The sequence below is a fragment of the Rhizobium rosettiformans genome, from assembly GCF_016806065.1.
Lineage (GTDB): Bacteria > Pseudomonadota > Alphaproteobacteria > Rhizobiales > Rhizobiaceae > Allorhizobium.
Map to the genome: position 1 here is coordinate 2,672,016 of NZ_CP032405.1, position 20,683 is coordinate 2,692,698.

The following is a 20,683-nucleotide window of genomic DNA, read 5'->3' on the forward strand; positions in this document are numbered from 1 at the left end:
AGTGCCGTCATTTCCGGCCGTGGGGATCGGCCGTTAACGGTAAAGCGGTTCCGCAAAGCGGGTCGGGGAAGCTGCGATCTGGCTGCTCGGCGACCGGAAACGGAACGCCGGACCGCCTGACTTCCAAGGACTTGCGGTCATCATGCGGGCAGGCGAACGCCCGTTTCAGCAGTTGGTGTCGCGTGAAACTTTCATCCAGCTGTCACACTAGGGAAAGCTTTTGTTGACGATTGTTCAGCCACATTTCCGCCCATAAAAACAAATGCATACTGGAGTATCGTCTATGGGTGCGGGGGTCGCGGAAGATTTGGGCGCGCTCAGGCGTTTTGCCTCTGACCAGCTCGTCACGCTGGCCAAGCTCGTCGTCGAAAACGCCTTCCAGCCGATCGTCGAGGTCGGCACAGGGGCTGTCTTCGGCCATGAGAGCCTGATGCGCGGCCATGACCGCATCGGCTTTGAAAGCCCGCTCGACCTGCTCGATCAGGCGGCCTCGACCGGCCAGCTTCTGGCTCTTGAACAGATGGTCGCGAGCCGCGCTCTTGCCAAATTTGCGACCCTGCCGGATTGCGCCGGCGCCACCCTGTTTCTCAATCTCGACGTCCGCCTGATCCCGGACGGCAATGCGCTGGTCGATACGCTGCTCGACCAGTTGCGCAAGGCGCATGTCCCGCCGTCTTCCGTCTGCTTCGAACTCTCCGAGCGCTTCGACAACACCCGCGTGCCGGAATTTGCCGGCCTCGTCGAGCGCCTGCGCCGCTCCGGCTTCAAGCTTGCCATCGATGATTTCGGCGTCGGCCATGGCGAAATGAAGCTGCTCTGCGACTATCCCGTCGACTATGTGAAGATTGACCGCCATTTCATCGCCGGGCTCGACAGCAATCCGCGCAAGCGCCATCTGGTGAAGAACATCGTCAACTTCTGCCATGTGCTCGGCGTGCGCGTCATTGCCGAAGGCATCGAGACGGAAGGGGAGTTCCTCGCCTGCCGCGAATTCGGCGTCGATCTGGTCCAGGGCTGGTATATCGCCCGTCCCAGCACCATCGTCTCTGAGTTGAAGAGCGCCTTTCCCCACCTCCAGGATGTCGGCAAGGCTCGCCGCACGACGCAGTCGCTCGACGAGATCCTGATCCGCAAGCAGATCGAGACGCTTCCCACCGTCTACGAGCACGAGAACATTGACCACGTCTTCGATCTCTTCCGGCGCAATCCGGGCCAATCCTTCTTTCCGGTGCTGAATGCCAATGGCGAGCCGCGCGGCATCATCAACGAGCGGCATCTGAAGGAGTTCATCTACCAGCCCTTCGGCCGTGATCTCCTGAAAAACAAGATCTACGAGCGCGCCATTTCCCATTTCGTTGACCGCGCACCGATCGTCGGGCTCGATGCCGATGCCGAGCGGCTGATGACCATGTTTGCCAATATGGAAGGCTCCGACTGCGTCATCCTGACGGAAAACATGCGTTATGCCGGCGTCGTCTCGGCAGCCTCGCTGATCCGCATCATGAGCGAAAAGCAGCTGAAAACCGCCCAGGACCAGAACCCGCTGACGGGCCTGCCCGGCAACCGTGCCATCCGCGATTTCATGCGCTCGGCCGCGCTGGATGGCGACGGCGCCCGTTTCTTCTGCTACTGCGATTTCGACCACTTCAAGCCGTTCAACGACCACTACGGCTTCCACCAGGGCGACCACGCCATCTCGCTCTTTGCCGCTCTGCTGCGCCGCTACTTCTTCTCCGAAGGCGATTTTCTCGGCCATGTCGGCGGCGATGATTTCTTCATCGGTGTCAGCGACTGGTCCCGCGAGGAGCTGACCGAAATCCTCGATCGTCTGCTGTCGGACTTCCATGACGACGTCATCGACCTCTACTCCGATGCCGATCGCCAGACCGGCCACATCAGGGGCCTCGACCGCCAGGGCCTGGAACGCGATTTCCCCCTGATGCGCTGCTCGATCGGCGTCCTGGAACTGCCACCCGGCCTCGTCATCGACGACGTCAACCGCATCAGCGGCGAGATCGCGGAGTTGAAGAAGCTCGCGAAGGAAAGTGCCGAGGGCGTGGTGATCGGCCAATCAGGCAGGGAATGAGCAACGTCGCCATCCTTGCCGCTTGAACCTGCAATCCCATCGATCATGATGCGCCTGTGGGAACAGGAAGCGTTCAGGTGACCGAGGGACAGATGCTTTTGACCGCCGTCGAGCCAGCCGACCAGCCCGAAATCCAGCGGCTCCTTGATCTGTCCGACGCGGTCGCCGCCCGCCTTTATCCCGGCGCCTTCCGCCAGTCGTTGACGGCTGCCAGACTTGCGCTTCCCAGCGTCACGCTCTTCGTCGCCCGCGATGCTTTTGGTCAGGCGCTCGGCTGTGCCGCCCTGATGGACCTGTCGGACGGTGTCGTCGAACTCAAACGCATGATCGTCGATCCTGTTCATGCCGGGAAGGGTGTCGGACGCAGCCTGCTATCCGCAATCCTGCAGGCGGCGCGGGAGCGCGGCCTCCGCTCCGTGGTGCTCGAGGTCGGCATCCGCAATGTCGCGGCGCGCCGGCTCTACGAAAGCTTGGGCTTCCGCGACCGGGGACCGTTCGGTAACTATCGCCAGACCCCGATTGCCACCTTCATGCAGATCGACCTTTAGCGGAAACACTCCGCCGCCTTGCCTTAGCGGAACAGCTGCATCAGGCTTTCGCTGTTGCTGTTTGCGATGGACAGGGACTGCACCGCGATCTGCTGCTGGGTCTGCAGCGCCTTCAGGCGTGTCGAGACCTCGTTCATGTCGGCATCCACCAGTCGGCCGACACCGCTGTCGATGCTGTCGGAAAGCTTCTCGGCAAACTCCGCCTGCAGCTCGATGCGTGTCTGCAAGGAACCCAGGCGGCTGGCGCTGCTGATCGCCATCTTCTCCATGTGATCAACGCCCCGCAGATACTGGTCGATGGTTCTAATGTTCTGGGTGATGTCGACCTCGGCCAGATCGAAATCCGGTGCATAGGGCGGGTTGGACTGGACGTTGCCGACATAGACACGCGCGGCGCGATTGCCGGCCTCGGGATAGACCGTCTGGTCGGCGGAGAAGGTGATCGAGTTGCCCGTCGCAACCGCCATCAGATTGCTGCCGCTCGAGGCCTGGCTGATGACGGCCGCGAGATCCGCCGCACTGCCGATATAGCCGTCGACCGTGCCGAGTGCCGCATCAACGACCGCCCGGTTGATCGTATAGGTCGTCATCGCCCCGGGGCCGACCTGCACGTCGAAATAGACTTCCGCCAGCGGCGACACCGTGAACGCCGTAGAAAAGGAGATGGATGCCTTGGGATACATGTTGTCATGCTTGTCAGTTGGCGCATTCTCAAGCCCCAGGGCGAAACCGGCAGGGTAGGAGCCGCTGAGGTTCGAGATCACATTCGAGATCGCGATGCTCGACCCGACATGCCCTGATGTCTCGAGAGAGCCGATTTCGAATTCTGTCGTTGAGGTGAGAGAGGTGAACATACGCTCCATGGCGGTGGCAGGCACGCCATTTGCGACAAATATGCTCTCCAGCACCGTACGAAGCTGCGGCGCGGTGGCGATCTTGCCATCGGTCGTGCCGAGCGCTGTATCGATCGTTGCCTTGTCGATTGTCAGAACATAGGCACTGCCCGGCGAATAGTCGCCGGCGTCTACGGTAAGGGTGAAGGTGATGGAGTCTGTCGCCGCCAGCTCCACACCGCCCGTGAACCTGTAGCTCTCATGTCCCTGATGCGCGACGGAGTTGACGCCCGTGCCGCGGAAGCCGCCGATGTCGCCGACGCTGTGAACCTGCTTTTGCAGGATCCCGCCACCGCCGCCGACATTGAGCATGCTGGATTGTTTCAGGTCGATCGCCATGGTCTTGACCTGCACATTGCTGTTCGCGTCGCGGACGAAGGAGGAGACCACGCTCGTCGTCATCGGCCCCTCTTCGAGCAGCGGCAAGGTCGACTTCGTTTTCAGCAGGTTTTCACCGCTGAAACTTGCCGATTCGACGATGGATTCGGCCTGCGCGTTCAGTTGCGTCAACTCTTCCTGGACCTTCGCCCGGTCGACGCCTTGCTCCTTGGCCGCGACCAGTCTCGCCTTGAACTCTCCGAGAATGTCGACGATGGCAGCCGTCCCGGCATAGGCCGTGTCGATCTTGGCCGCCCCCAGGCCGAGCGCATCGGATACGGCCGAGATCGCCAGATTGTCCGAGCGCATCGTCGTGGAAATCGACCAGTAGGCTGCATTGTCTGCGGCAACGGCAATCCGCAGGCCGGATGCGGCCTTCTGCTGATGATCGGTCAGATCGCTGGCAACGCTCCGCAGCGTCTGGAGCGCGGCAATCGCGCCCAGATTCGTGTGAATACTGGTCATGAAAAAGACTCTCGGGGAAGGAAGATGCTGGCACGTCATGTGCCGAATAGTGATGCCTGTTTAAGCGCGGCCATGGTTAATGAGATCTGAATTTTCGACTGTGAGGTTTCATGCTTTGAGCATTGCAACCAAAAATGATCAGACGTCCTTCCGAGGCGATTTACCGCATTTGTCCGGACACCACCCCGTATAAGGTGTCCGTCCTGTCCATAGGAGTTTCCCCCATGTCTCTGCCCGCCACCATGCGCCATGTCGATCTCACCACCCATGGCGACCCGGAGGTCATGCACCTCGTCGAGGGGCCGCTGCCGAGCCCGCGGCCGGGCGAAGTGCTGGTGAGGGTCGAGGCGGCGGGCGTCAACCGGCCGGATGTCGCCCAGCGCCAGGGCGCCTATCCGCCACCGAAGGATGCAAGCCCCATTCTCGGCCTGGAGATCGCAGGCGAGATCGTCAGTCTGGGTGCCGGCGTCACCGATTTCCAGCTCGGCGACCGGATCTGTGCGCTGGCAAACGGCGGCGGATACGCCGAATACTGCGCCGTGCCGGCAAGCCAGGCCATGCCGTTTCCGAAGGGATACGATGCCGTGAAGGCGGCAGCACTGCCGGAAACCTTCTTCACCGTCTGGGCCAATCTCTTCCAGATGGCCGGCCTGACCGAAGGCGAGACCGTGCTCATCCATGGCGGATCCTCAGGCATCGGCACCACCGCCATTCAGCTCGCAAAAGCCTTCGGCGCCACCGTCTACACCACCGCTGGCTCGGCTGAAAAATGCGCCGCGTGCATGGATCTGGGGGCCGTGAGAGCCATCAACTACAAGGCCGAGGATTTCGTCGAGATCGTCAAGGAAGAGACGCAAGGCAAAGGCGTCGATGTCGTGCTCGACATGATCGGTGCCGCCTATTTCGACCGCAACCTGCAGGTCCTCGCCAAGGACGGCTGCCTCTCCATCATCGCCTTCCTCGGTGGCTCGACCGTCGAAAAGGCGAGCCTTGCGCCGATCATGATGAAGCGCCTGACCGTGACAGGCTCGACCATGCGCCCGCGCAGCCCGGAAGAAAAACGCGCCATCCGCGACGACCTGATGACGGAAGTCTGGCCCCGCCTGGAGCGCGGCGAACTCGCCCCCGTCATCCACACCGTCCTGCCCTTCGAAGAGGTCATCGAGGCCCACCGGCTGATGGAAAGCTCCGAACATATCGGCAAGATCGTGCTGAAGCTGGGGTGAGGAAATCTAGTCTCTTCAATCGAAGGCGCTTGTGCAATTCTAGTGCCTGTTGAACATGAAATATGGTTCGTGCCCCGGCCTCCGTCTTGTCCTCTTGAGTTTCTTCTCAAACAAATCGGCCGCGTCTTTGACCTCTTTCAGCGTGAAGTTGACGGGGCGGTCGATAAAAAACCGCCTTCCATACTTATCGATAAGGCGGGCATTCGGCCTAAGGTTTTCCCTAACCCATCGGCGATAAGCTTTCATCTCACTCGCAGGCAATCCCTGCGTTCTCGCAAAAGTTAGGGCTCTCTCGCGCCGTGTGCGGAGGAACTGACCCCTTGTCGTCTGAAGCACGTAATTCACCAGTATTTCGAACAGGTACTTTTCTGCCAGCCAAAGCCGTGGAGAATCCTGCCACACCTCTTCGCAGGCCGTTGCCAAGTCTTGGGCCTCAAATACCCGCTTGTAGAACCGCATTGCCCGTTCTTCGATATCGCCAGCAGCGATTTCCCGATCAGACCCGACCAGCGCGTAGAATGGCGTGGGTTTTTTGAAATCCAAATCTTTCAAAATATGAAATCCGAAACACGCCAATGAAATCACGCAAAGACAGTTGTTCATGGCTATATTGATTTCGCGAAAAAGCTCCACCATGTGCGGCCAAGGTGCGTTCTCACCGCTTGCCGCGACTTTGAGGCCATCTTGAGCGTGACCGTGCATATCTAAGTGAATGATCGGGCGGAACGAACTTACCGCCTTTTCGCGAAGCATGTCGAGGAATGCATATAGCTCATCTCGGGACCTCGGCTCGAAACGAGTGAAACCAATTCCAAGCCTATTCAGATGTGGTTCGAGGTCTTCGAGAATACGGTCTGTTACACCCTTCTCTGAGTCACGTAAGGAAGTGATCCAAACCAAACTATTAACTCGCACCTCAGTCTCGTAAGCATCAGGAATGTCCTCACCTTCGCCCGCGCTTTTGGTCACAATGTCCATCCAGTCCTGTCTTCACAATGAGGCAATGCCCTCTCTTCTCTCAGCAGGGTTCGCAAGCCGGTACGGCAGGCTAGCCGCCGAGACCAACAAAGATGGCGTCGTAGAAGCATCTTGAGCGCTCCAAATCGTTGCTTCCAATCATGACATGCCTGAACATCTTTCATCTTCAGTATTGTGTGGGGGCATCACGACACAGTCACCGGCTTCGACCGCAGCCGGCTCACCGTTGCCGGGTCGGCGCGGCGGCAGAGGCGGGGCGGCAGGCCCTTCATGATCAGTTCGGCATCGGCAACGGCCATGGAGCCCAGCGCATAGAAGGCGTCCCGCGTGCCGCCGGTCCTGTGGGCAGATAAGAGAATGCCCGATGCCTGGCGCACGGGATCGTCGGCTGCGACAGGCTCCTCCGGAAACACATCCGTTGCCACCTTGATATGGCCGGATTGCGCAGCTTCGATCATCGCCGGAAAATCGACGACGGCAGCCCGGCTCATCAGCAGGAAGGCCGCGCCCGGCCTCATCATCGCGAACTCTCTGCTGCCGATGAAGCCCTCGTTCTCGCTGGTGACGCTCGCAAACACGAAGACCACCTGGCTTTCGCTCAGCACCTCATCGAGCGTCGCCGGCTCGCAATCCTGGCCCTCGATGATCTCCTTCGGAAGCCACGGGTCGAAAACGCGAACCCGATTCTTGAACGGGCGAATGAGGTCGCGAAACGCATGGCCGAGATCGCCGAAGCCGATGATCCCGACGGGTGCTCCAGCGAAGCGGAACGTCTCGGCATTGCCCTCCAGCCCATAGCGCTCGACGCCCAGGCGAAAATCCCGATCCGCTGCCGTGATGCCGCGGGCGAGATCCAGCGCCATGGCAAGGGCTGCCTCCGCCACCGGCGAGGCAAAGGCCGAGGCTGGTGTGATCACCCAGATCCCGCGCTCGACACAGGCTTGGTAGTCGATATTCGGCAGGAAATTCGATTCCACATTGATGATCGCCTTCAGCCTCGGCGCCCTGTCCAGACGTTCTCTCGGCATGTCCGTCTGGCCGAAGATCAGGACAGTGTCGGGAAGGTACCGCTCGACCTCTTCGGGCGGCATCGGGCGATCCTCCGACACGATCAACTCGCCCAGCGCCTCGAGCCGTGCCCGGACGGACGGCTCCATGATCAGATCGAGTGTCCTCGGCAAAGGATCGACCAGAATGATATCGCGGCTCAATGTTTCCTCCCTCGAGAATCTTTGCTTGGTTGCAGCTTAGCGCGAAAACCCTCTCGCATGGCAGGCCGTCTTTGCGGGCCATACCCGGCCATATCTTCGCCGGTGGAGGCGAAAAGCGGAGCCTGAATGGAACGGCTTGAGGGCCAAAGGCGTCTATTGGATGCGGATGATATGTTCCCTCGCACTGTCTGAACGCCGGGACGCCAACCGATTGCCGCCACTTCGAGCTGCCAGTCGGGGTGTCGGAGACGCTGAAATTGAAAGGATTGCCAAATGACTGTCGTGCTTGCCACCGTGTGTGAAGATGGCGTGGTCATGGGATCGGATTCCCAGATCACCGACAAGGGGCGCGGCATGACATATCCGGCCCAGAAGCTTCATCCCCTCGGCACCGACGCTGCCTGGGGCGGCAGCGGTGCAAGGTCGGTGCTGACAGACGTGCAGCGCAGCTTCAACGAAAACAGTGCGGCGATCCTCGAGGCGCCGGATATCGGCCGTGCCATGCAGAATCAGGTCCTGCCGATCCTTCGCCACCACTACGAGACCTTCATCCCCGACGTGCCCGGCGAGGAAGGCAGTGGCACGCCCTCGGCCTATGTGATGGCCGCTGGATGGCGTGACGGCGAGCCTTGGATCATCGAGATCACCCCCTCGGGCATGATCGGACACTATGCCGATATCGGATTCCATGCGATCGGCAGCGGGGCGGCCATGGCCCAGCAGGCGGGCTCTCTGCTCTCGCATTTCCGCCTCGGCAAGCGATCGGTTGAAGTCGGCTGTGCGGCGGTCTTGCGCGTGCTGCAGTCCCTCGACCTCACCTCCGCCAGCGTCGGCAAGCCGTTCAGCTTGTGCCGCATCACCAAGGACGGCGCCCATCACCTGACCGACGAGGAGATCGACAAGGTCGGCGAAGTCGTGGCTCGCTGGGAAAAGGCCGAACAGGCCGCTATCGCCAAGATATTCGACTGAGCCGCTGAGGCTCAGATCCCGGAGCCATCCAGTTCCGTCTCGTCCTCGCCCTCCCAGGCCGGTGGGCGGACCATGGCATCCAGATTTGCCCCCGGCAGCGGCATCCAGCATTTCAGCTCCGGCTCCGCATAGGCGATGATCAGTCCTGGCGTCGAATCGGACGACCGCCAGCCCTCCGCTCCGAACCGGTCGCCCTTCGACCAGTAGACGAGATCGACCGCCCCCGGCCCCTGTTCGGATGCGCGGATGGTCACGAGAATGCGGCTGCCGTCGCGCGGCGCCGTGCGCATGTTTCGCCAGCGGATGGATTCGTCCATGATATGTCCTCCCATTACGCTCAGGAGTGTCGCCGCCGGAGAGGGGGCGGTCAACAGCAATGCTTGCCATCCGGCAGATCATATCGCGTCGTCATCGGTCCAGATCATCGGATGCCGTCGGGCGTTGTAGACCCTCAGCACCCAGAGAATGTCACCGCGAACGGTGTAGGGGAGAATGAAGCCGAAGCGAGGCTCGACCGCTTCGCGAATATCCGGACGCTCTGTCAGCCGTCCGCTCTGCGGCTGCTCTTGGATCCGACGCAGCGTCGTTCGAATGGTGGTTACCACATGTTTGTGCCCAGACGGAGAGCGTGGCCGCAGCCAGTCTCTTAAGTCTTCAAGGTCTCGAACCGCATCGCGCGTGAACCGGAGCTTCATGAGCGCTCGACGAACGACGGTGGAGGCGGCGGAACCGCTTCGTCACCCCAACTCTCCATCCAGGTCAGCACCTCGTCGCCGTCATGGCCGAGGTCTCGGTCGACATCGCCCAAGGCGCGATCCATGTCCGCCTGCCAGCGATTGCGACCATCGATATAGGCCTCAACTGCGCGCGCGACGATGTCTTCGCGCGACTGGCCTGTCTGGCGTGAAAGCGTCTCGATGGCGACGGTCACCACATCCGGTAACATAATTTCGAGCTTCGTCATATTTCGTGCCTTGCCGTATCCACTCGACGCACCTACCTTATCTCTATCGGCAACGTAACGAAAGGAAGGTGATCCAATGTCTAATGAGATTTCGGTCTGCGTGTGTGACTTTGGAAAGGGTGCGGTTTTGACGGGGCAGCCCTCGGCCTGATCCAGCCTTCCTTCGGGCGGTTTCCCCGTCCGGGTCCAGACAAAGGACTAAAACTCATGGGAGCCACCCTCGCGGGTGGCTCTTTTGATTCAGGGGATTTGTTTTGAGGGCAGGGCGCTTAAAGCCCGACAGTCCCGAATCCCGGCACCTTGATCCCCGGTCGGGCGACATCGATGCCAGCCACGAGGCCGAGGAAATTCACCTCCAGCCCGCTGCGCGCCCCGACCGATAGCCCGGCAAAGCCGCCGAGACTCAAATGCAGGTCCCGCCCGTCCTTGTCGAGATGGTAGAAGGCACCGCCCGGCAGATAGTCGCGGCCGACCGCATCGGATGGCAGAACAGCCCCCAGTTCCGGCACTTCGCGCAGCACATGCGCGACGAAAGTGTTGGAGTTCGGTCCCGGATAGATCCGGTAGCCACCCGGCTGGCCATAGGCATAGCCGGCAATCGCCGCTTCCACCATCGGGATCAGTCGTTTGGCCTCTTCGCCCTTCACTTCGGCGACGAGCCGCGGCGGGTTGGAATACCAATAGGCATCCGGCGCCCGATGATTGCGGCGGATCGGCGAGCCCCAGCCCACCTTGTCATAGCGCTGATAGTCGCCGTTTTCGTCCTTGGTGACGATCCAGGCATGGCTGGCGATCGCCCCCTTCAGTCCCCCGGTCATCGCCGAGAAAATGTAGATCGCCGCCTCCGGACTTTCGTCTGCCGTCGGCAGCAGCCCGGACGAGCTCCATCGCGCCGAACTCCAGCCCTCCGGATGGTCGCGCGTCGCCCAGAGCCCGGCCGAAACCAGGGTCGGCAGCACGAAGACAAGCAGGATGACGGAGACGATGCGCAGCAGAAATTTCAACGCGGACCTCGAACAGCAGGACGATGCATGCTTTAAGAAGCATCAGAGAATATTGGCTTTTTGAGGCACGTCATGGAAAATCCTGTTACGGTCGAGGTCACGCGCGGTCAACTCGTCGAGAGCCGCCATCGCGGCATGGCCGTCGTGATCGATGCCGAGGGCGCCATCGTCTTCTCCGCCGGCGATGTCGATTCCGGCGTTTTCCCGCGTTCTGCCTGCAAGGCCATGCAGGCTTTGCCGTTGGTCGAAAGCGGTGCGGCCGATGCTTACGGCTTCGGCAACCGCGAACTGGCACTCGCCTGCGCCTCCCATTCGGGCGAACCGGAACATGTCGCAACCGCAGCCTTCATGCTGAAGGCTGCCGGCCGGGACGAAAGCGTGCTCGAATGCGGTGCCCACTGGTCCTCGCACCAGTCCGTGCTTATCGATCAGGCCCGCACGCTGGACAAGCCCACCGCCCTCCACAACAATTGCTCAGGCAAGCATTCCGGCTTCGTCTGCACCTGCGTGCATACCGGCGAAGACCCGCGCGGCTATGCCGGTTTCGACCACCCGCTGCAGCAGGCGATCCGCGCCATCATAACGGATCTGACCGGGGCCGTGCTTTCGAGAGACAATTGCGGCACCGATGGCTGCTCTATCCCGACCTATGCCGTGCCGCTCACGGGCCTGGCCCGTGGCTTCGGCAAGCTGGTCACCGGCAAGGGACTGGAGCCCTTGCGCGCCGCTGCCGCCCGCCGCCTGATCAATGCCTGCATGGCAGAACCCTTTTACGTTGCCGGCACGAAACGCTTCTGCACGAAGCTGATGCAGGTCGCGCCGGGCAGGATCTTCGCCAAGACCGGTGCGGAAGGCGTCTTCTGCGCGCTTCTGCCGGACAAGGGCCTCTCCTTCGCCGTCAAGGCCGAGGATGGCGCAACCCGTGCCGCAGAGGCGATGATCGCAGCCCTGCTTGCCCGTCATTTCGATGCGGATAGTGAGGAGCGGGCCGCCCTGATGAAGCTTGCCCATCACGGCATGACGAACTGGAATGGCCTCTCCGTCGGCACAGTCAGGACGACGGACGTGCTGTTCGCCTGAGCCTTCGGCCGTCAGCCGGTCAGCCACGTCGGGGCCACCTGCCTCAAGGGAGGTTTAACCCTTGTCGGTCTAGAGTGCCTTTACGACCCATCGTGGGCAAACGACGAGGCCGAGTTTCATGACTGTTGCGATCAGAGGGCGAGACCGCACCGCCGGCCGTAGCCGGTCCATTCCGCTTGTGCGTCATGGCCGCCACCTGGAGCTCGAATGCCTCGAAACGCTCGATGAACTCGAGGCACTGAAGGATGCTTGGCAGGGGCTTGAAGAGCGCTGCCCGGAGCCTTTCGGTTATTTCCAGAGTTTCGACTGGTGCTTGTCCTGGTGCCGGGTTTTCCTCGCGCCGGAAAAGACGGAGGTGCGCGCTCGGGTCTATGTGCTGTGGGATGGCGCCGAGTGCGTGATGATCTGGCCGATGATGACCCGCCGCATCAGTCCGGCAATCACGCTTCTCGTTCCGCTGACGGCGCCGATGAACCAGTATTCGACGCTGCTTTACGATCCCGCTCGTTTTGATCGGGACGCTGGTCGCGCAGTCCTCGATGAGATCCGCCGGGATCGTGGGCTCGATGCCGTCTGCCTCGACCATGTACCGCAATTAGCCCTGCTCTCAGCTATTCTGGAAGGTCAGGGGGTAAGCCCCGAGGAGGGGCAGCAATCCTCCATCCTCGATCTCTCTGCTATCACTGACTGGGAAAGCCATCACCGCGCCTTGCCGAAGAAACAGCGCCTGCAGCGCAACAGCCGCCGCAACCGGTTGGAGAAGCTTGGCGCCCTCGATTATCGCGTCTATCCGGCGGGAAGTCCCGGATACGCAGACAACATCGAGCGCTGCATCGCCCTGAAACAGGCCTGGCTCAGAGACACGGGCCGCCTCGGCCGCGACGTGTTTGACCCACGTTTTGCCGCCTTCCTCCGCGATCTCGGCACCAGGGCAAACGCGGGCGACGATGGCGTCTACCTGCATGCCCTGACGCTCGACAGCAGCCCGATCGCCATGGAAATCGGCATGCGCTTCCGCGATGACTATTACTGTTTCCTCGGCGCCATCGATCTCGCCTATCAGAAACACTCGCCGGGCAAGGTGCAGATGGAGAGTGCGCAACGCTGGGCGATCGAAACCGGGATCCGCCGCTTCGATTTTCTCAATGACCCTTCCGCCTACAAGTCGAGCTGGACCAACGCCACCGAGCCGCTGACCGCCTGCTATGTTCCGCTGACCAGCCTCGGCCGGCTCTATTGCCATCACTGGATGGCAGGCCTTCGCCCGCATATGCGCTCCATCTACCATCGCTTCGGTGCGCAGATCCGGGCCCGCCTCCTGTCGGCGGTCGGTCCGGTCCAGCGTCTGCTTGGACGCCATGGCGGCAGCATGGGCCTCGTCCTGTGCTGCATGCCATGATCGCGCGGTCAGTCGCCAGGCTGCAGCAGGCGGTGCGTGACCCCGGGCTGCGCGGGGCGCTTGTCAGCATCTCCGTCCGCATCGCTGCCGCCTTTGTCGGACTTGGCCTGCAGATCCTGCTCGCCCGGCTGATGGCGCTCGAGGATTACGGCGTCTATGTCATTCTCTGGACCTGGGTCAGCGTCGTCGGACAGATCGGTGTTCTCGGCTTCTACGATTCCGCCGCCCGCTTCATCCCCCGTTATGGCCGGCGCGAAAAACATGCCCACCTGACCGGCTATCTCGCGACCGGCTTCCGCGCTGTCATCCTCGGCTCCGGCCTGCTGGCGCTACTTGCCATTGCCTTCCTGCTGGTCCTGCCGGGCCTTGTCGACCCGGCCTTCCTGCTGCCGATCGGCGTGCTTGCCCTCGGCTTCCCCGTCTTGTCGCTCGAAACCTATGTGACAGGCGTTGCCCGCGGCTTCGGCTGGTATGCGCTCTCAACCTTGCCGGGTTTCATCCTGCGGCCGGTGCTGATCATGACCGGCGTCGGTCTGGCGAAGCTTTCGGGCCTGCCCCTCGATGCGGTGACCGTGCTCGCTCTTGTCGTGCTCTCCTCGATCGTCGTCCTTGTCGTCCAGGCGCTCCTCCTGCGCGCCCGCCTGCCGAAGACGGCCGCGCCTGTCGTCATGACACCGGAGCGCCGCCGCTTCTGGCTTCTGGCCTCCGTGCTGATGATGCCGGCAATGACGGCGGAAGAACTCTTCGTCTGGATCGACGTGCTGATCCTCGGTTTCCTGGTGAGCCCGGATCAGGCCTCTCTCTACTTCGCCGCCCAGCGCTCCCTCTCGCTCGCCGCCTTTGTGCAATATGGCTTCATGCTGGTCGCCGCGCGTGGCTTTTCGCTGTCGCTCGCCTCGGCCGACAGGGCCGGGCTGCAGGCCCGCATCACCCGCTCGACCAATGCAACCTTCTGGCTCACCATCCCCTCGGTCGCGCTGACGCTAGCCGCCGGCTATCCACTGCTGCACCTCTTCGGAGAGGCCTTCGTCACCGCCTATCCCTGTCTCGTCTTGCTGGGCCTTGCTTATGTCATCCGCGCCGCAACCGGCCAGGCGGCCGAACTCCTCGTCGTTCAGGGCCGCTACCGCCTGAGCCTCGCCATCGTCTCGATCTCGGTTGCCGTCTGCGTCGCGGCGATGCTCGTCCTCGTGCCCCTCTGGGGCATAACAGGCGCTGCCGCCGCGATGGTCCTGGTGCAGATCATCCGGCTGGTGGTGGTCACGGGGCTGGTCTATCGCCACACGGGCTATTGGGTGCTGGTTCGGCTGTTTGCACGGGCCAACGGATAGGGCCCGAGGTGGTCACTCCGCCTCTGCCAGCCGCTTCTCCCACATCGCCTTGAAACCTGGACGGCCCTGGACGCGGGCGAGCCATTCGGCGGTCTTCGGATGCGCGTCGAACAGGGGCTGGTAGGTCTGAGCGTAGCGGACGACTTCCGCCAGGTTGATATCGGCGACGGTAAAGCGCCCGCCGACGGCGTAGTCATGCTGGGTGAAGTGCTTCTCCAGCACGCCAAGCGGCCGCGCGAGCATCTTGGCGACTTCGGCCGCTTCCGCCTGTCCTTCCGGTGTGGAGAGCTTACCGCTGACATTGGCCATCGAGATCTTCAGGGCCTCGGTCTCGATCGAGGTCGCCGCAAACAGCGACCATTGCAGTGTCAGCGCGTCTTCGGCGGCATCCTTGGGCGCGATCGGCCCGCCGATCGTCTTTGCCACATGAATGGTCTGGGCCAGCGACTCGTTCAAGACCAGCCCGTCGTCCTCGATCGTCGGAATGCTGCCCATCGGGTTCACAGCGAGGAATTCCGGCGACCGCGTATTGAGCCGCGCATCCGCCGCCATCGGATCCTTGAGCTTGTAGGCCTGAATGACCGGCACCAGCTCGAAGGGCGCGCCGAGTTCCTCCATCAGCCAGAGAATGCGCGTCGCCCGCGACTTGTAGACGCCATAGATCTTCAGCATGCCGGTCTCCCTTGATTGTTGCGCCGGAGGCTATCGCGCCGACGGGCTCTGGAAAAGCCGTTCGCGCTGATGGGATCGATGAATTTTGCTGATCGTCGCCGCAATTGACAGCATGCCCGAGCTGCGCTTATTTCTGGGCCTCCAGGGTCTGCAGTTCACCCAGGCGTCACCGCCCCGACAAGGGGAGCTAAACCTGCTTTTCTTCTGATCGACGAAGCTCGTTTTTCCGTGCCCCGTCGGAAGTCGGTGACCACCGGCCTTGTGGTCCTTTCAAAGACCGGGCACGACCAGGAGAAATGAGATGTCGAAGACGACACATGCCTTCGCAGCCCCCGATCTGTCGGCGCTGGCGAAAAACCTCAAGCGCGAACTGGAGGCCCGGGTGGACCTGCCCGGCCATGTCGAGCTCTTGAACATGCTGACGCGTGCCGTCGGCTACCGAAACTACCAGCATTTCAAGGCGAGCCGGGCGGCAGAGGATCGCCTGGCCAATCCGCCCGTCGTCGAGGCCGAGCCCGCGGTCGATTTCCGCCGCGTCGAACTCACCGCCCGCTGCTTTGCCGGAACCGATAGTCTCGTCCGCTGGCCGGGCAAGCTCAACCAGCAGCAGCTCGCGCTCTGGGTGCTCTGGTCCTTCCTGCCGGCCGGTCAGGAGATGCCGGAAAAGGCGGTCAACGAGGTGCTGATGCGCCACAACGGTTTTGGCGATCACGTGCTGATCCGCCGGGAACTGGTGAATATGGGGCTTTTGTCGCGCACCCGCGATTGCCGCCTCTATCGTCGTGTCGAGAAGCGTCCGCCACCGGAAGCGCGTGAACTGATCCGCTGGGTCGGCAACCGTCAATCGTCACGGAACTGACGGGGAGCGAGGTTGCAGGGACGGGCGGCCTTCGCCCTCCGTCCCTCAGCCGGCCCGCGGCACAAGCTGCCGTTCGCGACCGAGCAGAATGCGTGACCAGTCCGGATGGAACTGGCTGACTTCAAGCATCTCCCGCACGCTGTCGCGATCCATGGGACGCGAGAAATAATAGCCCTGGCCTGCCTTGCAATCGAGCGACAGCAGATGCTCAGCCTGGCCCTCTTCTTCGATGCCCTCTGCAATCACCCATATGCCGAGCCCTCGTGCGATGTCGAGCAGTCCTTTCGTGATCACCGATCCGCTGCCGGCGTCGGCCAGGCGGCGAACGAAGCACTTGTCGATCTTGATGACATCGACCGGCACCGTCAGCAGATGGGTGAGCGACGCAAAACCGGTGCCGAAATCGTCGAGCGCCACCTTGATGCCGGCCTCGCGCATGGCGCGGATCTCTTCGGCAATCACGTTGTCCTTCTGGGCGAGATAGACGGATTCGGTGACCTCGGCGACGATCGAGTTGGGTTGCAGGCCGACGCGGCTCACCGCATCGACGATCCGCTGCGTCAGCCGACCACGGTGGAAATCGGCGGCGGACAGATTGAGGCCGACACGCGAGAATTGCAGACCTTCTCGTTGCCATTCGATACATGCCGCCGAGATGCGTTCCAGCATGCGCTCGGTGATCTCGATCGCCACATGCGCATCCTTCATCGCCTCCTGGAAATGGGCGGCGGCAACCAGGCTGCCATCGGCCATCCTCATCCGGCAGAGCGACTCGAACCCCATGATCCGCCCGGTGGCGAGTTCGATGATCGGCTGGTAATGAGCGTCGATGCGGTCATCGCGCAGCGCCCGATCTACCTCCTGCACGGCGCGGAAGCGCTTGACGATCGAGGTGCCGAGACCGGGGGCATATTCGAGATAGCGCCCGCGCGCCCGTTCCTTGGCGTGATAGAGTGCGTAGTCGGCATTCTGGCGCACTTGCTGCGGGCTGCGCTCGATGCCGGCCTTTGCGCCGCCGAGTGTCGCGGCAGGGTAGATCAGGTGCCCGGCGCAGTCGGCCGGCTCCTTGATCCGCTGGATCAGCGCTTCGGCGAGTTCTGTCGGGTCCGTCGCCTCCAGGCAGGGCACGATCACGGCAAACTCGTCACCGCCGAGGCGGAAGGTCATCTCCGCAGGTGCGCGATCCTGAAGGCGATGCGCCACGATGCGGATCAGGTCGTCGCCGGCGCTGTGGCCGAAAGTGTCGTTGACCATCTTCAGATTGTCGAGGTCGATCAGCATCAGTGCCCAGTCCTGGCCCCGGCGCGCCACGTCCTCGATTGTCTCGTTGAAGCGGCTGCGGTTGGGCAGACCGGTCAGGTTATCGGTTTCAGCGAGCTTGCGTCGCTCGGCGATCCGCTGGTCGCGCTCGATGGCGATGGCGCAGAGATGCACGCAGGCTTCGACGGCCGCCTTTTCTGCATCCGATGGGCCACGCGTGACACGGTAGTAGAAGGCGAAGGTCCCGAGCACCTTGCCGGCACCGATGATCGGTGTGGACCAGCATGCCCTCAGGCCGTTCGGCAGGGCCAGGCTCTTGAAGGCCTGCCAGTAGGGATGCGTGTCGATATCCTCGACCAGAATCGGCTCGCCGAAATGCGCTGCGGTCCCGCAGGAGCCGACGCCGGGTCCGATCGCGGTGCCATCGATGGCGGAGGTGTATTCGAGCGGCAGCGATGGACCGGCTAGATGCCTCAACCGCTGCTCGTCGTCGAGCAGCAGCACCGAGCAGACGACATCGTCGCTGATCGCTTCCACCTCGCGGCAGAGTCTATCGACCGTCTCCGCCAGGGGATGTCCCATGGCGATCATTTCGAGGATGGTGTTCTGCAGTTTCAGGAACATGGGCGTCGCTGCATTAGGGTCGACAGCGATTAGATCAGCGCGACCTTAAACAGAGATTACGACTACCCGAAAATACCGGCTTTGGTTTCTACTTGGTTAATGCGAGCATGGCTTTGATCGCGTCACCGCGCGATGCGCGCATTGTCTGCGAGGCTGAGATGCCCGTAGTCGGTCTCTCCATCCGAAAGCGCGTCGCCCACACGCTCCTTCCAGCGATATCCGAGGATCGCACCCTTATCCGCACCTTCGACGATATTGCCGCGGATGACCGTCTTTCCCGCACCCTCGACCACGCTTACCCGCATGCCTTCCGGGCTGTCGCGCAGAATGTTGTCGCTGACGATGACGTTGCGGAGATAAGGACCCCAGCCGATCGCAAGTGCCGCCGTCTCAGCACCTTCGACGAGATTGCCGCTGACCAGCGTATCGGCCTCCACCGAGATGCCGAAGCCGAAGCTGCTGATCGTCGGCACATAGGGGCCCTTGTTGACGATCCGCCTGATGATGTTGTTGCTGACGGTCGACAGGCGGCCGCCATGATCGAAATTGGCGACCGAAATGCCGATCGCTGCGCCATCGATGATGTTGCCTGTGATCAGCGCGCCCTCGAACTCGAATTCGACATAGATGGCCGTTTCGCCGGATCGGAGGGCCTGGTTGCCACTGATCGTGATGTTGGAAGCGGAATTGGCCCGGATCGCCGAGAAGGCGCAGTCCGAGACATGGTTCTGCGACACCAGCACATTGTCGGCGCGGAAGACGTTGATCCCGTTGCCATATTGCCCGGTGCCGCCATTGGTCGCGCCGATCCGCGCCACCCTGTTGCCTGTAATGACTGTGCCGTCCTCGCCCTTTGTCCAGCGATGCACCAGAATGCCGCCATTGCCGCAATCGAAGATCTGGTTGTTGCGGATCGAGAAGGCCTTGCCCTCGATCGCCCAGATGCCGGCTTCAGCAGCGCCCGAGATCCGTGTCGTATCGATCCGGCCGCCGCAGCGTGCCAGATAGATCCCGCATTTGCGGCTGCCGGTGATCTCGCAGGCCTCGATCGAGACCTCGTCGACACTGCGGAAGGAGAGAAGCCCCTCGGTGTAGTCGGCCAGCCAGCGATTGGCGCCGTCGAAGGTGAGACCCGACAGGCTGACACGCCGGATATCCTGAGCCGCTATCAGATGCCCGTCGCCGCGATAGACGAGGCGCGTCAGACCCGGCACGCCGACGATCCGGCTGCCATCGCGCAGTTCGAGATTGGCGACCTCATAGGTCCCGGCCGGCAGGAAGACCGGTTGCCCCACGGCGGCGGCCCGGTCGATCAGATCCTGCAGCTTGGCGCTCTGGTCGTCTTCGGTGCCCGGCAGGATCCCGGCTTCGGCCGCGTCGAAGCCGCCGCGCAGTTCCGCCATGGCAAGCGTCTGGGCGGATGCGAGACGCACGCCGCTGGGCAGGCCAGCTGTCGCGAAAAGCCCGCCAAGGCCGATCATGACCGAGCGTCGAGAAGGCATGTGTCCGTTCCGTTTCCGGCTTCAACTGTAATGGCGGCAACCTTGGAGGAGGCAGACGGCCCCGGCAAGAACAGGCTTAAAACAGTGTTAACGGTGCACGTGAAGCGCTTCGCCTTTGGTCTAAGCAATTTCAGGCAAAGACTTGAGCCAGATCAAGGAAACTTGCCGGCTTCATCCTATTCTCACACCAGAAAGACATGAACACGAAGGAACACGATCATGCTTCGCCTCGCTGCAGTTCTCTACATCCTCGTCGCCAGCGCCGTCGGCGGTGCGGCGGTGATCGCGGTCCTGTCGCTCGACATGCGCGAGGGCTGGCAGATCGCATCCGCCTTCGCAGCCGGTCTCGTCCTCTCGGTCCCGATTTCGGCAATCCTGGCGAAGAAGATCTACAACGCCTTGCAAGGGCCGAAACCGGTCTGAGCCATTCCCTTCGGCGTGGGACGCAAGCCCTTCCTGTCCTGGCGGAGCGGGGAGGGTGGTGAACAACCAGTCCCATGACGACCGGCCGGCATTTTCTCGGGGGAGGGAATGCCGGTCGGGTCGTTTCCGTTCCAGCGACCCGCTGCCATGCCGACCTCCGACCGTCAGCCTTCGTCCTGCTCGAATCGCTTGAACTGTGCCTCCAGGCCCTCGGTGAACCGGGCATAGAGCCGTCCGAACGCCTCCACATCCTCGTTTGACCAACCGGCGGTCGCCTCGGTGATCGTCTCGCGCTTGATGGCCTCGATCTCGTCGAGCACCTTGCGCCCGGCCGCCGTCACCCTGACAAGGCTGCGGCGTCCGTCCTCCTGTGAGGCCGCGCGCTCGAGGAGGCCCTGTTTCACGAGATCGGCCACGATCCGGCTGCCGCGCGAGGGATCAATCCTCAGCTGTTCGGCGATCGTGCCGACCGTGACCTCTTGCTGGCTGCCGATCCGCTTGATGACGCCGATGGCATCGAGGTCAGACAGTTCCAGCCCCGTCCCGATGCGTTGCAAGGCCATGCGCCCGATGAAGCGCCGGCCGATCAACAGCCGCATGCGCGTCATGGCATGCCCGATGGTCGCGAGAGACGAGTCTCCGCCAACGGAGAGAGCGTCCTGAGTTTCGGTCACCGGCTCGTCGCCAGCGGGGTGGGGGTGCGAAGAAGACATCATGGTTCCAGCATAGCAAAGGTCCAACGGTGCGAAAAGCAAAATGAATGCCTTCGGCAAATATGTGCTATTGACATATAAATGCGAGGGGCACATTT

20 protein-coding genes and 1 pseudogene are annotated in these 20,683 nt (G+C 62.2%); 9 read left to right on the forward strand and 12 right to left on the reverse strand.

Going from position 1 to position 20,683, the window contains the following annotated elements; translation table 11 throughout:
• Positions 1 to 283 precede the first annotated feature (283 nt).
• The gene (locus D4A92_RS12895; protein ID WP_246753940.1) at positions 284 to 2,086 is read left to right on the forward strand and encodes a bifunctional diguanylate cyclase/phosphodiesterase; all 1,803 of its coding nucleotides are present in this window, start codon (positions 284 to 286) and stop codon (positions 2,084 to 2,086) included.
• Between the two features lie 77 nt (positions 2,087 to 2,163).
• Complete coding sequence (locus D4A92_RS12900) at positions 2,164 to 2,634, forward strand: GNAT family N-acetyltransferase (RefSeq protein ID WP_203013740.1); 471 nt, start codon at positions 2,164 to 2,166, stop codon at positions 2,632 to 2,634.
• A 23-nt stretch (positions 2,635 to 2,657) separates the two neighbouring features.
• Here D4A92_RS12900 and D4A92_RS12905 read toward each other — a convergent pair whose 3' ends face one another.
• Positions 2,658 to 4,370, reverse strand: a complete 1,713-nt coding sequence (locus D4A92_RS12905) for a flagellin (RefSeq protein WP_203013741.1) — start codon at positions 4,368 to 4,370, stop codon at positions 2,658 to 2,660.
• A gap of 224 nt (positions 4,371 to 4,594) precedes the next feature.
• On the opposite strand from D4A92_RS12905, the gene D4A92_RS12910 reads away from it, so the two are divergent.
• Positions 4,595 to 5,596 (forward strand): NAD(P)H-quinone oxidoreductase, encoded by a 1,002-nt coding sequence (locus D4A92_RS12910; protein ID WP_203013744.1) that lies wholly within the window; start codon positions 4,595 to 4,597, stop codon positions 5,594 to 5,596.
• A gap of 39 nt (positions 5,597 to 5,635) precedes the next feature.
• Here D4A92_RS12910 and D4A92_RS12915 read toward each other — a convergent pair whose 3' ends face one another.
• The 3 genes and pseudogenes from D4A92_RS12915 to D4A92_RS12920 all read right to left on the reverse strand — a co-directional run bounded on the left by D4A92_RS12915 (position 5,636) and on the right by D4A92_RS12920 (position 7,785).
• On the reverse strand, positions 5,636 to 6,574 hold the full coding sequence (locus tag D4A92_RS12915) for a hypothetical protein (RefSeq protein ID WP_203013747.1): 939 nt from the start codon (positions 6,572 to 6,574) through the stop codon (positions 5,636 to 5,638).
• 73 nt (positions 6,575 to 6,647) lie between these two features.
• Positions 6,648 to 6,731, reverse strand: a pseudogene (locus D4A92_RS25100) (VOC family protein); the annotation flags it as partial.
• Positions 6,732 to 6,759: 28 nt separating this feature from the next.
• Positions 6,760 to 7,785 (reverse strand): hydroxyacid dehydrogenase, encoded by a 1,026-nt coding sequence (locus D4A92_RS12920; RefSeq protein WP_203013749.1) that lies wholly within the window; start codon positions 7,783 to 7,785, stop codon positions 6,760 to 6,762.
• A 273-nt stretch (positions 7,786 to 8,058) separates the two neighbouring features.
• Between D4A92_RS12920 and D4A92_RS12925 the strand changes: the two genes are divergently transcribed.
• The gene (locus tag D4A92_RS12925; RefSeq protein WP_203013752.1) at positions 8,059 to 8,754 is read left to right on the forward strand and encodes a proteasome protein; all 696 of its coding nucleotides are present in this window, start codon (positions 8,059 to 8,061) and stop codon (positions 8,752 to 8,754) included.
• An 11-nt stretch (positions 8,755 to 8,765) separates the two neighbouring features.
• Here D4A92_RS12925 and D4A92_RS12930 read toward each other — a convergent pair whose 3' ends face one another.
• The 4 genes from D4A92_RS12930 to D4A92_RS12945 all read right to left on the reverse strand — a co-directional run bounded on the left by D4A92_RS12930 (position 8,766) and on the right by D4A92_RS12945 (position 10,722).
• On the reverse strand, positions 8,766 to 9,071 hold the full coding sequence (locus D4A92_RS12930; RefSeq protein ID WP_006727133.1) for a hypothetical protein: 306 nt from the start codon (positions 9,069 to 9,071) through the stop codon (positions 8,766 to 8,768).
• A gap of 78 nt (positions 9,072 to 9,149) precedes the next feature.
• Positions 9,150 to 9,449 carry a type II toxin-antitoxin system RelE/ParE family toxin gene (locus tag D4A92_RS12935; RefSeq protein ID WP_203013755.1) on the reverse strand — a complete coding sequence of 100 codons (300 nt, stop codon included), beginning with the start codon at positions 9,447 to 9,449 and terminating at the stop codon, positions 9,150 to 9,152.
• Positions 9,446 to 9,718, reverse strand: a complete 273-nt coding sequence (locus D4A92_RS12940; protein ID WP_203013759.1) for a hypothetical protein — start codon at positions 9,716 to 9,718, stop codon at positions 9,446 to 9,448. The genes D4A92_RS12935 and D4A92_RS12940 overlap by 4 nt, the downstream gene beginning before the upstream one ends.
• A 269-nt stretch (positions 9,719 to 9,987) precedes the next feature.
• Positions 9,988 to 10,722 (reverse strand): DUF3750 domain-containing protein, encoded by a 735-nt coding sequence (locus D4A92_RS12945; protein WP_203013762.1) that lies wholly within the window; start codon positions 10,720 to 10,722, stop codon positions 9,988 to 9,990.
• A 72-nt stretch (positions 10,723 to 10,794) separates the two neighbouring features.
• Here D4A92_RS12945 and D4A92_RS12950 point away from each other — a divergent pair, with 72 nt between their 5' ends.
• The 3 genes from D4A92_RS12950 to D4A92_RS12960 all read left to right on the forward strand — a co-directional run bounded on the left by D4A92_RS12950 (position 10,795) and on the right by D4A92_RS12960 (position 14,532).
• Positions 10,795 to 11,802 (forward strand): asparaginase, encoded by a 1,008-nt coding sequence (locus D4A92_RS12950; RefSeq protein ID WP_203013765.1) that lies wholly within the window; start codon positions 10,795 to 10,797, stop codon positions 11,800 to 11,802.
• A 118-nt stretch (positions 11,803 to 11,920) separates the two neighbouring features.
• Entirely contained in the window at positions 11,921 to 13,201 is a 1,281-nt protein-coding gene (locus D4A92_RS12955; protein WP_203013768.1) for a GNAT family N-acetyltransferase, read from the forward strand.
• Positions 13,198 to 14,532, forward strand: coding sequence for a lipopolysaccharide biosynthesis protein (locus D4A92_RS12960; protein ID WP_203013771.1), 1,335 nt, complete (start codon positions 13,198 to 13,200; stop codon positions 14,530 to 14,532). The genes D4A92_RS12955 and D4A92_RS12960 overlap by 4 nt, the downstream gene beginning before the upstream one ends.
• Before the next feature lie 12 nt (positions 14,533 to 14,544).
• On the opposite strand, the gene D4A92_RS12965 is transcribed toward D4A92_RS12960, so the two are convergent.
• On the reverse strand, positions 14,545 to 15,204 hold the full coding sequence (locus tag D4A92_RS12965) for a glutathione S-transferase family protein (protein WP_203013774.1): 660 nt from the start codon (positions 15,202 to 15,204) through the stop codon (positions 14,545 to 14,547).
• Positions 15,205 to 15,505: 301 nt separating this feature from the next.
• Between D4A92_RS12965 and D4A92_RS12970 the strand changes: the two genes are divergently transcribed.
• The gene (locus D4A92_RS12970) at positions 15,506 to 16,063 is read left to right on the forward strand and encodes a DUF2087 domain-containing protein (protein WP_203013776.1); all 558 of its coding nucleotides are present in this window, start codon (positions 15,506 to 15,508) and stop codon (positions 16,061 to 16,063) included.
• Positions 16,064 to 16,108: 45 nt separating this feature from the next.
• Here D4A92_RS12970 and D4A92_RS12975 read toward each other — a convergent pair whose 3' ends face one another.
• Both D4A92_RS12975 and D4A92_RS12980 read right to left on the reverse strand, forming a co-directional pair.
• Positions 16,109 to 17,947: a putative bifunctional diguanylate cyclase/phosphodiesterase gene (locus tag D4A92_RS12975; protein WP_203013778.1), complete on the reverse strand. Its 1,839-nt coding sequence runs from the start codon at positions 17,945 to 17,947 to the stop codon at positions 16,109 to 16,111.
• A 122-nt stretch (positions 17,948 to 18,069) separates the two neighbouring features.
• Positions 18,070 to 19,449: a TIGR03808 family TAT-translocated repetitive protein gene (locus tag D4A92_RS12980; RefSeq protein ID WP_203013780.1), complete on the reverse strand. Its 1,380-nt coding sequence runs from the start codon at positions 19,447 to 19,449 to the stop codon at positions 18,070 to 18,072.
• Between the two features lie 219 nt (positions 19,450 to 19,668).
• Here D4A92_RS12980 and D4A92_RS12985 point away from each other — a divergent pair, with 219 nt between their 5' ends.
• The gene (locus D4A92_RS12985; protein ID WP_054151139.1) at positions 19,669 to 19,872 is read left to right on the forward strand and encodes a hypothetical protein; all 204 of its coding nucleotides are present in this window, start codon (positions 19,669 to 19,671) and stop codon (positions 19,870 to 19,872) included.
• Between the two features lie 164 nt (positions 19,873 to 20,036).
• Here the strand turns inward: D4A92_RS12985 and D4A92_RS12990 are convergent, their stop codons facing one another.
• Positions 20,037 to 20,645 (reverse strand): MarR family winged helix-turn-helix transcriptional regulator, encoded by a 609-nt coding sequence (locus D4A92_RS12990; RefSeq protein WP_246754110.1) that lies wholly within the window; start codon positions 20,643 to 20,645, stop codon positions 20,037 to 20,039.
• Positions 20,646 to 20,683 lie beyond the last annotated feature (38 nt).

Bases quoted from the DNA above. Each gene is read 5' to 3' on its own strand.
- D4A92_RS12955 (WP_203013768.1), top strand. From the start codon at position 11,921: ATGACTGTTGCGATCAGAGGGCGAGACCGCACCGCCGGCCGTAGCCGG.
- D4A92_RS12910 (WP_203013744.1), top strand. From the start codon at position 4,595: ATGTCTCTGCCCGCCACCATGCGCCATGTCGATCTCACCACCCATGGC.
- D4A92_RS12935 (WP_203013755.1), bottom strand. From the start codon at position 9,449: ATGAAGCTCCGGTTCACGCGCGATGCGGTTCGAGACCTTGAAGACTTA.
- D4A92_RS12975 (WP_203013778.1), bottom strand. From the start codon at position 17,947: ATGTTCCTGAAACTGCAGAACACCATCCTCGAAATGATCGCCATGGGA.
- D4A92_RS12925 (WP_203013752.1), top strand. From the start codon at position 8,059: ATGACTGTCGTGCTTGCCACCGTGTGTGAAGATGGCGTGGTCATGGGA.
- D4A92_RS12905 (WP_203013741.1), bottom strand. From the start codon at position 4,370: ATGACCAGTATTCACACGAATCTGGGCGCGATTGCCGCGCTCCAGACG.
- D4A92_RS12940 (WP_203013759.1), bottom strand. From the start codon at position 9,718: ATGACGAAGCTCGAAATTATGTTACCGGATGTGGTGACCGTCGCCATC.
- D4A92_RS12965 (WP_203013774.1), bottom strand. From the start codon at position 15,204: ATGCTGAAGATCTATGGCGTCTACAAGTCGCGGGCGACGCGCATTCTC.
- D4A92_RS12980 (WP_203013780.1), bottom strand. From the start codon at position 19,449: ATGCCTTCTCGACGCTCGGTCATGATCGGCCTTGGCGGGCTTTTCGCG.
- D4A92_RS12960 (WP_203013771.1), top strand. From the start codon at position 13,198: ATGATCGCGCGGTCAGTCGCCAGGCTGCAGCAGGCGGTGCGTGACCCC.
- D4A92_RS12950 (WP_203013765.1), top strand. From the start codon at position 10,795: ATGGAAAATCCTGTTACGGTCGAGGTCACGCGCGGTCAACTCGTCGAG.
- D4A92_RS12915 (WP_203013747.1), bottom strand. From the start codon at position 6,574: ATGGACATTGTGACCAAAAGCGCGGGCGAAGGTGAGGACATTCCTGAT.
- D4A92_RS12895 (WP_246753940.1), top strand. From the start codon at position 284: ATGGGTGCGGGGGTCGCGGAAGATTTGGGCGCGCTCAGGCGTTTTGCC.
- D4A92_RS12970 (WP_203013776.1), top strand. From the start codon at position 15,506: ATGTCGAAGACGACACATGCCTTCGCAGCCCCCGATCTGTCGGCGCTG.
- D4A92_RS12930 (WP_006727133.1), bottom strand. From the start codon at position 9,071: ATGGACGAATCCATCCGCTGGCGAAACATGCGCACGGCGCCGCGCGAC.
- D4A92_RS12985 (WP_054151139.1), top strand. From the start codon at position 19,669: ATGCTTCGCCTCGCTGCAGTTCTCTACATCCTCGTCGCCAGCGCCGTC.